Annotated in this window: 8 protein-coding genes; 3 read left to right on the top strand and 5 right to left on the bottom strand. The window is 42.0% G+C overall.

Annotated elements, in window-relative coordinates; all coding sequences use genetic code 11:
- Both WBJ10_RS13620 and WBJ10_RS13615 read left to right on the top strand, forming a co-directional pair.
- Positions 1 to 602 (top strand): HipA family kinase (locus tag WBJ10_RS13620; RefSeq protein ID WP_424291205.1); only part of this gene is annotated, 602 nt, incomplete at its 5' end.
- The gene (locus WBJ10_RS13615; protein ID WP_424291203.1) at positions 568 to 966 is read left to right on the top strand and encodes a DUF3037 domain-containing protein; all 399 of its coding nucleotides are present in this window, start codon (positions 568 to 570) and stop codon (positions 964 to 966) included. The genes WBJ10_RS13620 and WBJ10_RS13615, both read left to right, overlap by 35 nt.
- 113 nt (positions 967 to 1,079) lie before the next feature.
- On the opposite strand, the gene WBJ10_RS13610 is transcribed toward WBJ10_RS13615, so the two are convergent.
- Both WBJ10_RS13610 and WBJ10_RS13605 read right to left on the bottom strand, forming a co-directional pair.
- A complete protein-coding gene (locus WBJ10_RS13610) occupies positions 1,080 to 2,588 on the bottom strand; it encodes a M56 family metallopeptidase (protein WP_424291201.1) in 1,509 nt (502 codons plus the stop codon).
- A complete protein-coding gene (locus WBJ10_RS13605; RefSeq protein WP_424291199.1) occupies positions 2,585 to 2,947 on the bottom strand; it encodes a BlaI/MecI/CopY family transcriptional regulator in 363 nt (120 codons plus the stop codon). The genes WBJ10_RS13610 and WBJ10_RS13605 overlap by 4 nt, the downstream gene beginning before the upstream one ends.
- Positions 2,948 to 3,179: 232 nt before the next feature.
- On the opposite strand from WBJ10_RS13605, the gene WBJ10_RS13600 reads away from it, so the two are divergent.
- Positions 3,180 to 4,988 carry a MutS-related protein gene (locus WBJ10_RS13600; RefSeq protein WP_424291197.1) on the top strand — a complete coding sequence of 603 codons (1,809 nt, stop codon included), beginning with the start codon at positions 3,180 to 3,182 and terminating at the stop codon, positions 4,986 to 4,988.
- A gap of 12 nt (positions 4,989 to 5,000) precedes the next feature.
- Here the strand turns inward: WBJ10_RS13600 and WBJ10_RS13595 are convergent, their stop codons facing one another.
- The 3 genes from WBJ10_RS13595 to WBJ10_RS13585 form a co-directional block, all read right to left on the bottom strand.
- Positions 5,001 to 6,080: a L,D-transpeptidase family protein gene (locus WBJ10_RS13595; protein ID WP_424291195.1), complete on the bottom strand. Its 1,080-nt coding sequence runs from the start codon at positions 6,078 to 6,080 to the stop codon at positions 5,001 to 5,003.
- Positions 6,081 to 6,135: 55 nt separating this feature from the next.
- Positions 6,136 to 6,801: a response regulator gene (locus WBJ10_RS13590; RefSeq protein WP_424291193.1), complete on the bottom strand. Its 666-nt coding sequence runs from the start codon at positions 6,799 to 6,801 to the stop codon at positions 6,136 to 6,138.
- 156 nt (positions 6,802 to 6,957) lie between these two features.
- Positions 6,958 to 7,140 (bottom strand): hypothetical protein, encoded by a 183-nt coding sequence (locus WBJ10_RS13585; protein ID WP_424291191.1) that lies wholly within the window; start codon positions 7,138 to 7,140, stop codon positions 6,958 to 6,960.
- Positions 7,141 to 7,292: the final 152 nt, after the last annotated feature.

Raw genomic sequence — 7,292 nt, 5'->3', positions numbered from 1 at the left:
GACTTAGAATTCCGGAATTGGTATTTGCCACACTTGATGAAGCCTTTGGCCGAACTGAAGCGGATGAGGAGATTCAGGACCTTCTTAAATTTAGCGTCGGATTGAATCTGGGTTTACACTATCTTTCTGGCTCCATCACCTTTGATCCGGTAGTGCACAAGGTAGATCCCTGGCTCGCTTCACAAATTGTTTGGCTCGACTGCCTGCTTACCAATATGGACCGCACCTGCCGCAATACCAATATGCTGATCTGGCATAAAGAATTGTGGCTTATTGACCACGGTGCATCCCTTTACTTTCACCACTCCTGGCAAAACTGGGAGGAACAGGCCATAAAACCTTTTTTCCTGATAAAAGAACACGTTTTGCTTTCGGAAGCATCGGAGCTGGAAGCCGTTGATGCAGAATACAGTAAACTATTAAGCAGCGAGCATATCCGTTCAATCGTGGCACTGATACCTGATGAATGGCTCGACGACGAGAATACATTCAAAACGAAACAGGAATACCGGGATGCTTATGCTGTATTTTTAGAAACGCGCATCGCTAATTCAAAAACTTTTGTAAATGAAGCCCAAAATGCAAGGAAAGCACTTATTTGAGTACGCTGTGATCCGCGTTGTGCCCAGGGTGGAGCGTGAGGAATTCCTGAATGTGGGCGTTATTCTTTACTGCAGAGATCAGAAGTTTCTGAAATCTATGTGCGAACTGGATGAGAAGCGTCTCGCAGCATTTGCAAAAGATATCGATATCGATGAAATTAAAGAAAGTCTAAAGGCATTCGGACAAATCAGTGCCGGTACCAGGGAAGGCGGCCCAATAGGAAAGCTGGATCCCGCCTCCCGCTTTAGGTGGCTTACGGCTACGCGCAGTACTGTTGTTCAGACTTCGAAAGTGCATCCGGGGTTTTGTGAGGAAGCTCAGGCCACGTTGGAGCGAGTGTTTGGGGAGCAAGTCCTTTTTTAATGGAGAGTTGAGAGTTGAGAGTTGAGAATGTCTTTCCGACGACTCAGCGCTTTTAATTAATTTGAAAATTAGGTACGCATCCCAATTCTCCATTCTCCACTCTCCATTCTCCACTATTTCGTAGTAATAACAATAACCCCATTCTCACCCTTCTCTCCATACTGGCTTACTGCGGAATTGCCTTTTAGAATATTAATGGTGACGATGCTGCTTACTTTCATTTGCTCGAGTTCCGACTTGCTGATCTCCTTGCCATCGAGAATAATAAGCTGTTTGTCAATATTTTTCAGGGAAACATTTTGATTTTGATTAGAGCCATCGGCAGTTGCTAATTTTGGTTTGGAGGATTCGATATTCTGTCCCGAGCCGGCTAACTTAGTTCGGATTTCTATTACACCATTTTTCCCCTTTTCGCCATACCGCGCTATTGCAGCTTCGCCTTTATATACATCTACAGTTGCAATGGTATTGGGTTCCAAATCTTTCCACCGTGCCGGCATTTCCTTTCCATCGACTATATAAAGAGGTGGGGCTTGTTCATTGATACCTGAAATTTTTACCGTGCCGTTCTTAATAGTGTCTTGAGGGGACGTCTGTAAGGTCGGTTTTTTGTCTTCAATCGGGTCGGGCTGGTCAGTAGTGATGCTTTCCTTTTTTACTTCAACCTGGTTTGCCTCCGTGTTGTCTGTGAAAACCCGGTCAAGTGGCAAAACAGGCATGTTAGTGATGGCATCCACTACGCCTTTTCTGGTGAAATCAGCTTTTGAAACTCCGGCTAATAATACAAGCAGCATAATAGCAGGTAATAGAAGAAAGTAGTTGCTGAGGTTGATTTTGTTTGATGGTTTCTTGTTGATCATGGCTATTCTTTTTTTAATAGTTAAAAAATGGAAATTGTTAACGGGCATTTGGTTTTGCGGCAGGGCATGGGTTTTTAGCAAGGTATATTGATATTCTTTACTGTCTATGCCAGACCGTATAACCTCCTGGTCGGTGATGAATTCTAGATTTGCTTTTATTGCTTTCTTCATTAGCCATGCACCCGGATTGAACCAGTAGAGAATTGTGCTGATTTCTGCAAGCATCACATCGAATGTATGAAGCTGCTTTACATGCACCAGCTCGTGCTCGAGGATTGACTGAAGTTCGCCTGCTTCATGGCATTCTGGATTGAGGTAAATGGTGCGCCAGAAGGAAAAGGGGTTCACTGCTTTTGAGATCTTCCTGTATTTTATGTCACCTTTTGTAATTGCACTGGATTGGGCATGGAGAATTAAAAGAGATGCAAGCTGGATGAAAAGACGTATAGTCATAATTGCAACTCCAGTCCAGAAAATTATTAAAGCAACCTGCCAGTAGAATGCCGCATTATCCTCAGCAACTACGGAACCCTGCCAGTTGGGTGCAATCATCACGATTGTTTCTTTCAAGTCTTCGTTGCGGTTGAGGATATCGGTAAGATTAATCAGCGGATATAGCGCGGAGTAAACTATGCTGAGGAGCAGGTAAAACCGGTTAATGCTGTGGAAGGTGTATCGCTGCAGGATAAAATGATATCCTGCATAGAACAGCACGAGTGCCAGGTTAACTTTCAGCAGATATAGAATTATTTCGGGCATCATGATTTTCCTTTCTCGATCATCTTTATGATCTCTTTTAGCTCGTCTGCACTGATCTTTTCCTGGTTAGCAAAAAATGTAACAAGCTCCTTGTATGAGTTGCTGAAATAATCATTAACGAATTCACCCATAAATGTCTTTTTATAATCCTCTTCTTTTATAAGGGGCGTATATAAAAAGGTGTTTCCGATCTTCTCGCTTTGGATGAATTGCTTCCTTTCGAGATTCTTAACGGTAGAAGCTAAGGTGGTGTACGGAGGCTTCGGTTGAGGTATTAATTCCAGAAGATCCTTAATAGTGCCCTTTCCGGAAGACCATACCGCTTGCATAGCTTCTTCTTCATTGGGGGTTAGTTTTTCCATATCTACGAACTTTTCGTAAATGTATTACGAAAAATTCGTAGATGCAAGTTTTATGTGAAATATATTATTATGAGTTTCCCGCTTTCGCGGGAAGACAAGGCAATGGGAAATATATTGGTAGATTCCAGACTACGCTGGAATCCGAGTCTTCTCCAACTTTCAACTCTCTAATGTTTACCGTCAACTTATTTAAATTACCTTTGCCCTTTCAATAAATCGCCATTCCTCCAATATGGACCAAACCATCATCGATAACTATCAATCCAAACTTTCCACTTCTAATTCTGAAGTAAGGAGATATGAATCTCTCATCAATAAGTATTCTATTCTTCGTTTAATAGTCATAGCAGCCGGGATCTTTTTCTTTTACCAAGCCTTAAAATTAGAGGCTTCCTGGCCCCCCGTGTTTGTATTTTTTGCAGTGGTCTTCATCTTTTCTTTTCTGGTAAGAAAACAGAACTTTTTTGAAAGAAGGCGCAGCTACTACAAGGACTTATCCGCGGTTTATCAAAACGAAATAGACAGTATTCAATCACGGGCAAACATATACAGCGACGGTTCTGTCTGGTCGGATGATCTCCATCCTTATACCTCTGATCTGGATATTTTTGGAAAGGGATCCTTATTTGAATTGCTGAATAGGTGCGCCACCACTCTGGGAAATGCGAAGCTCGCAGAATGGCTTATGAAAAAATCTTCGGCCACGGTGCTGAAGGATAGACAAGCCGCTGTTGAGGAACTCGCGTCCAAACAAGACTGGAAACATAATTTCCAGGCAGTTCTTGTTTTTTCCAAAAATTCGCACGTGGATCAGGTTAAGCAGCTATTTCACTATCTGCGCACAGCTGCTGAATCTGGTTCGGGCTTTGTGAGATTTTATGTAAAATGGTCGCCCTGGGTATTCTTAATCTCTGCTGCACTTGCCTGGTTTTTTCCGATTTTCATGATTCTGCTTATCGCGATGGGAATTTGCAATCTGCTCCTGATGCAAGCTTATTCATCATCGATAGCGAAAACGGATAGTTTGATCGGGAAAATGAGCAAGATTCTTGAACACTTCTCAGATGCCTTAAACGCAATTCTAAAAGAGAACTGGGAATCAGGCTTATGTAAGGGGCTTGCTAAAGACGTTTCCGCAGAAGATAATCATACCTTATCGGATCAAATTAAAAGGCTTTCGGTACTAATCAAACAGTTATCATTAGGAACAAGCAACCTCGGCCCCCTTTTAAATTTCGTGATGCCCTGGAACATCATCCAATTTTTTGCGATTGAGGATTGGAAAAAAGCGAACAGAGTAAACCTGGAGGGTGCATTCGACGCAATGGCAAGCTTCGAAGCTCTTATCAGCCTGAGCAGTCTCACAACAAATTATCCGGACTGGACGGTTCCTGAAATTATCGAAAAAGAAAATTACACGCTTGCCGCGAAATCAATTGCGCACCCTCTTATCCCACATACAACCCGGGTCAGTAACGATTATTCTCTGGATGATGAACTGAAGATCGATATAATAACCGGCTCCAACATGGCGGGTAAAAGTACTTTCCTGAGAACATTGGGAATCAATTCGGTACTCGCACTGGCAGGCGCTCCAGTCTGCGCTAAACACATGAAATTAAGTCCGATGCTAATTTTTAGTTACATGCGTATCAGGGATTCACTAAATGAAAACACCTCCACCTTTAAGGCGGAACTTGACCGATTGCAAAGCCTGCTTGAAATCCTGGAGACTGAGGGTAAAGTATATTTCCTGATTGATGAGATGCTAAGGGGTACCAATTCGGTCGACAAATATCGGGGTTCGAAGGCTATCATTGAAAAGCTTATTTCCAGGAAAGCGGTCGGAATCATCGCTACGCACGATCTTCAGATTGCCGAGTTGGAGCAGAAATATCCGGATTACATCCGGAATTTTTACTTCGATATAGAAATTGAAGGCTCGGAAATGAAATTTGATTATAAGATCAAGGAAGGGGAGTGTAAAACGTTTAATGCCTCACTGCTGTTGAAGAGACTGGGGATTGAGACTAGTGTTTAGAGTTGTGAGTTGTTAGTAATTGATAATTGCCTCCTCCTCATCATGGCCATAAATATCATCCCGAAAGTTCAGCAAGCCATAGTTATCTATCCATGCGGTATAATATATTATTGATACCGGAATTTTTGTTTTGAGTTTGACCCATCTTTCTGTTCCAGCGCCCATAGCCATGATGATTTCTGACCCGGTCCAATCCGCCTGATCTTTTAACAGGTATTGGGCGAGTTCATACGGCTGGCTCAATCGTATGCAACCATGACTGAAGGCTCTCTTTTTCCTCTCAAAAAGAGAGGTGGCAGGAGTGTCGTGGAAATAGATATCGTATTTATTCGGAAATAGAAATTTAACACTTCCCAGCGAGTTGTCCGGACCCGGCTTCTGCCTGATCTTCGGAAGGCCGTCAACCTTGCCGGTGATCTCCATATTGTTTTCCTCCAGGTAAGAACTGTTTTTGCTTATAGCCGGAAGAATTTCATTTCTTACAATGCTTGCTGGCACATTCCAGTAAGGACTGAAAACTATGGTTTCAAGTGTGTCGGAGAATATGACTGTTGGGTTGGAAATTTTGCCCACTACGATATCCATGGAGAGAACTTCGAGATCGTCTTCCATTACGAATAATTTATATTCAGGGATATTGGCAATAATCCTCGTGCCTTTCATTTTAAGGGTATCCTGGATGACCCGGTTCATGTTAGCGGTCAACTGCTCTATCCTCTTTTCGAGAGGGGTATTGAGCGCCTTCAAAAATGCAGGTCCAATTACTCCATCGTCCTCCAGACCGTGTCGTTGCTGAAATTGTTTAACAGCATCTTCGAGCCGTTCCGTAAAAATATCTTCATCACGCCCGCGACGGAGGTCGCCAAGAAGGCGAAGCCGTTCCCTGATTAGAGGCAAAGCTTCTGACTTATCATTCAACTTTAAAACGCTCTTGCCATTCAGAGTAATTTCAGGCCAGTCGTTTTTCTGCTGTAGTTTTTTATAGTGGTCAACCGCGTTTGAAAGCAGTTTATGTTGCTTTGTGCTTTGTTGAGCAAAAGCCAAAGAGGCAAATAAAACGATTAAAACCAGCAGGCTGAGTTGAATTTTCATGGGTATAATTGAAATCATGAGATATCAATTTTCCTGCCAATACATGAAAGAGGGACTAACTTACGATACCCCGGAGTACCGCATAGCGGATAAGAGCGGCGGAATTTCTGGATTGGGTTTTATCGATGAGATTTTGGCGATGCCCTTCTACAGTACGTTTACTGGTGAATATACGGTCCGCAATTTCCTGATTGGTGAACCCTTCGGCGATGAGGGCTAATATTTCTATTTCACGTCTGGATAGATCGACTTCTGGAAGATCATCGGCAACCGCAAAGGATCGGCCTAATTGACGATCTAATAGTTCCATAGATAATTCTGTAGATAAGTATCTGGAACCGGTACTCATGATGTGCCTGATACCGAACAGGAGCTCATCGGCACTAACATTCTTTAGCATGTATCCCTTAGCTCCATATTTAAAAGCTTTAAGAACATACTTTTCACTGGAAAGCATGGACAAGATGACGACTTTTAATTTTGGATAGGTTTCAAGGAGACCGGGTATCATGTCAATGCCATTAACCCCGGGCATGTTTACGTCCGTAATTAATAATACTTCATTGGCATCAAAAGTGCCACTTTCAAATAATTCAAGAAGTTCGGCACCGTTAGATACCTCTCCAACAAGTTCGATATCTGCCTCAAATTCGAGGAGGGACATGATGCCGCTTCGTAAGATTTTATGGTCTTCTGTAAGTACAATTTTAATACGGGACATGTTTAACCTTATGAAGAAAAATGTAATCTTTTAATTTATTCTTTAAGGCTATAGTTGATATACTCTAATTATAGACCTTCCAGATAAAATAATCGTATTTGTTGTATTAATGAAAGGGCAATCGAACCTTAGTGAGCTCCCGAATTGCCGATTATATTACATGGGATTTACTATTGTTGTATCCGGTATAGGAGTGGTGTCGACAATTACGCTATCGACACGCAAGACACTGTCTACAACGATTGTCGAATCTGTTAGATTTTCCGTGGTGTTGTTTGAATTACATCCTGCGAAAGCTATGCCCGCAATTACAAAAAAGGTTAATAATTTAAATTTCATTGCTAAGTTTTAGAGCGTTCTAATTGAATATATTCGGCGTCTTCCTAAACTGGTGCTTAGAGGTTTACCGTGATAATATATTAACTACAACAAAATGAAGGGGTTTGGGTTTTGGTTATATGAAAAATATTTGAGTTGACACTTGAAAGAAG

Origin of the sequence: Daejeonella sp. (genome assembly GCF_049655485.1) — a bacterium.
Lineage (GTDB): Bacteria > Bacteroidota > Bacteroidia > Sphingobacteriales > Sphingobacteriaceae > Daejeonella.
This window is presented reverse-complemented; position numbering and strand designations above follow the sequence as displayed.